The sequence below is a fragment of the Desulfocicer vacuolatum DSM 3385 genome, assembly GCF_900176365.1.
GTDB lineage: Bacteria > Desulfobacterota > Desulfobacteria > Desulfobacterales > Desulfobacteraceae > Desulfocicer > Desulfocicer vacuolatum.
This window is the reverse complement of record NZ_FWXY01000061.1, coordinates 1-3,509: the sequence shown is the minus strand read 5'-3', so window position 1 is coordinate 3,509 and position 3,509 is coordinate 1. Positions and strand designations below refer to the sequence as shown.

Sequence of the window (3,509 nt, the reverse complement as noted above, 5' to 3'; positions counted from 1 at the left end):
ATGAACAATTTTGTGCTTTCAACAATTCAAACTTGGAGTAAAAATAAATAAAAAACTACGAGATAAAACTCTCCATAAAAAAGGGGTTGACCCGAGTTGATTGAAAAGGTGCGTAACATTGATGATGGAAGCATGTTCGGTCCCCTGGCCGAATTTGTGGCAAAGGCACCGATTTCCCGTGAAGCATTCATGCAGTTAACCATCCCCACCCTTCACTCAACGGAATTGGGGTTTTGCATTCATGACTGGACCATGATGCCTTGCCAGCGTCATGCCGACTGCATCAACTGCACAGAGCAGATCTGCATCAAGGGCAATACTGAAAAAACAGCACGGATAGAACAAAATCTGCTGGATGCCGAAGAACAACTTGAACGGGCAAAACAGGCTATTGAAAAAGGTTCTTCAGGTGCTGACAGGTGATTGATCCATCATCAGTTGACGGTGAAACGGCTTCGGAATCTATGGGCCATACTCAGTGATCCCAATGTGCCTGAAGGTGCAGTGATTCAACTATCAAATGATAAGGAATTTTCACCCATCCGGGTGGCCATGGAGGATAAAGTTCAGATTGAAAATGCAGATTCTCAAATGCTGAGTCGCATCCGGGCCCTTTCCCAAAGCAAAGCTAAAGCATTGCAAGAGACGAAAACCAAATCATAAAAAGGTGGCAGATATGGCGGTACATCTTTCAGATAATGATATTGAAACCATTGTAAAAATTATTGACGGCTGGTCCCGCAGTGAGAAACTTACTTGGGACAACTTGATACTTGCTGCACAAATGCGATTATTGCGTAAATATTCCAGGCAGGCGCTTTCCCGCCATGACCGGATCAAAAAGGCATATTCATTAAAAAAGCAATTCCTAAGTACTGGCTCTGATTCAAAGTCGGAATTTAAATCTGTGGAATTGCAGAAAGCCATGGAGCGTATAGATCGGTTAAAGGCTGAAAATGAAAGGCTTAAAGATGAAAACAATTCACTTTTGGAACAGTTTGCCCGGTGGGCGTACAATGCCCATACCAGGGGGCTTGATGAGGCCTTTCTTAACAGGGCATTGATGCCGATTAACAGGAAGAAAACAAAAATTTGATCTCCTTTGAAAAATAATGGTGAACTCAAAAGTTGCCCAATTCAGGCGTTCAATGCTACCTCAATCCAAACTTAACCCCGAGTATTAGCAACAATCTCTGATATTTATCCAATGATCCTTTTCAGGTGGCAGAATGGATAAAATTGCCTACGCTTGCAGGAAAACGCCAGAAGGTATCCATGTCCACACTCTTCACAACGAACCCCGGCAAAACCAAAATGAAGCCTCTCCCCAGTCCAGGTATTTAAATATTTTACAGTCAGTGAAAAAAATCCTCCACTTGCTCCGTATATACAATTAAGTCCTGGAGAAAAAGCATTTTCGCTCAAATGCCAACCAAAGGAGGCAAAACATGATTACCAATTTACACCTCACCAAACATGCCACCCAGAGAATTCAACACCGTGCCATACCGGAGAAAATAATCAACTGGCTCTTAGAATTTGGACACAGGGTAAATCAGACAGGAAAACACCAGATCTATCATTTCCATCGCCGTGATCGAAAAAAAATAATTGATAAGCTGAATGAAAAGGAAGGCCGGCTGTTTAATAAAAAGCGCTATGCATACCTGGTGCTTGCCAATGAAAACAGGCTGATCACGGCAGGGTACAGAAACAAAAGACTGCCACGCTGCTGAAACACTATTTAATTAGTAAAGGAAATTCCCATGAAATATTTAAAGTGGCTTTATCTTGTCATCTGGGCAATGATCTATCAGCTTCCCAAACGAACCGTTGTCGCATTTTCAATACTCATTATTTCAGGAGCAATCCTCCTCTTTTTCTGGTTGTTTACAAGCCCGGATTTCATTGTGGGGCCAATTCATGCGCTTCACCATCTCCCAGACAGCCAACAGGTGATTCTTGAGATTGACACGCCCCTGAAAAGCACTGCAAAATTTGCAGTACTCAATGAGTTAGATGCACCTACTAATACAGAAAAGGTGTTGTGGTTTCTGGGATACGGTAAAAAACAGCAAGATTTTGGTACCCGCACACTCCTGCTGCTTGATTCCCATGCTATTTTTTACGGTACAGGAATTGACTTCAAAGAAGGAAAGCAACTGCTCACCTTTCTTAAAAACATCCCATATATTGGCCTGGTTTTCGGCGTTGTGCTACTCTTCTTCGGTATGATTGCGCTACAAATGATGACTGGCGTTATGATGGGCATCATCACCCTGGCAACCTGCTGGCACATTCTGTATATCGGAAACTTCCTTGGAATCTGGTTTTTCAACCACTTCATGATTTATCCGGCCAGTGTCATTTCAGGGGTTGCCGGAGCAGCCGTTGGCATGCGGACCCAATCAGGCTGGACCGCATTTGTATTCCACCGTATCGGTGCAACAACCCTTTTCTTCTGTTTTTCTCCACTTCTTACGGAACAGTTGTCCATCCCCCCTGATTTATGTTACATAGGCATCGTGTTGACCGTCATATTCCCTTCTCTGGGTTACATTGCGGGAAGCAGTGCATTGATTGCATGGGAACTTGATACCAACGTATCTGAAAGTCTGTTGCTGCTGCTTTTTTGCCTTGGTATTGGCCTCTGGGTAAGAAGCCATGTTCATCCCTATCGCTTAGCAGGTTACCGGCCTTTTAAAGATTTCAGGAGAATGGCACATGGTGAAATGAAACTGAAAAACCTTATCCAAGGAGGAGAGCGCTGATGGAAACAATCTATCTGAGCGATCTGGAATTACCGGCCTATTTTGTCCAACTCTGCCAGGAGTATTCCGTTATGACACTTCTACAGGCCCTTGAACTTATTCAACGACTCTTAGAAAAGCCAGAACTGCTGCCGGAGGACGTCACACTGGAAATGATCAACTCTCTATTGACAGAACTTAACAGCCATCTTTCCCAGGAAGCACTTGACCTGTTACAGGAGCCTGTGCCCAGCTATCCCCTTGACGGCTTAATCCTGGAGCAACCGCCAGAGCAGGAGATGAACGGTGAGCAGTCCCTGAAAGAGTTTCTGGAGAGGAATGTTGAACCGACAGCTGATCCCCAAAAAGATAACCCGGAGGATCAAACATGAGATTATTCAGCCGCAAGTTCCTCTTAAAGCACTCATCATTGCCTGAGACGCTGGTGAAAAATCTATCACGATATGGAATAGTATATGCCCACCAGCTTTTTGAGTTAGCGGATAAGCATCCGACCTCCTTGAAACGGGTCACCCGGATGGGTGAAAATCAGTTGGCAAAGCTTCTGAAAGAGCAATTCGAACCTCTTCCGACTATGTCAGCTTTTACATACCTGCACTTCACCCACCCACCGCTCCAAGGGTTGGTCCTGGCAACAAAGGACTCTCCCATCCTGGTTGAACGCCGGGAAAAACTGAAGCAGGAGCGCCGCCGATTGTCTGGAATGGTGATGGAACTTAAAGAGAAAGGTGTCCTGCC

7 protein-coding genes are annotated in these 3,509 nt (G+C 44.6%); all 7 read left to right on the top strand.

Annotated elements, in window-relative coordinates:
- The first annotated feature begins 96 nt into the window (after positions 1-96).
- Positions 97-423: a hypothetical protein gene (locus B9A32_RS20820; protein ID WP_084072104.1), complete on the top strand. Its 327-nt coding sequence runs from the start codon at positions 97-99 to the stop codon at positions 421-423.
- Positions 424-663 carry a hypothetical protein gene (locus B9A32_RS20815; protein ID WP_084072102.1) on the top strand — a complete coding sequence of 80 codons (240 nt, stop codon included), beginning with the start codon at positions 424-426 and terminating at the stop codon, positions 661-663.
- 13 nt (positions 664-676) lie between these two features.
- Positions 677-1,096 carry a basic helix-loop-helix domain-containing protein gene (locus B9A32_RS20810; RefSeq protein WP_084072100.1) on the top strand — a complete coding sequence of 140 codons (420 nt, stop codon included), beginning with the start codon at positions 677-679 and terminating at the stop codon, positions 1,094-1,096.
- A gap of 352 nt (positions 1,097-1,448) precedes the next feature.
- Complete coding sequence (locus B9A32_RS20805; RefSeq protein ID WP_084072098.1) at positions 1,449-1,736, top strand: hypothetical protein; 288 nt, start codon at positions 1,449-1,451, stop codon at positions 1,734-1,736.
- Positions 1,737-1,766: 30 nt separating this feature from the next.
- Positions 1,767-2,771: a hypothetical protein gene (locus B9A32_RS20800; RefSeq protein WP_084072096.1), complete on the top strand. Its 1,005-nt coding sequence runs from the start codon at positions 1,767-1,769 to the stop codon at positions 2,769-2,771.
- Positions 2,771-3,142, top strand: coding sequence for a hypothetical protein (locus B9A32_RS20795; protein WP_084072094.1), 372 nt, complete (start codon positions 2,771-2,773; stop codon positions 3,140-3,142). Before B9A32_RS20800 ends, B9A32_RS20795 begins: the two co-directional genes overlap by 1 nt.
- On the top strand, positions 3,139-3,509 hold a 371-nt coding region (locus B9A32_RS20790; protein ID WP_139795924.1), incomplete at its 3' end, for a hypothetical protein. The genes B9A32_RS20795 and B9A32_RS20790, both read left to right, overlap by 4 nt.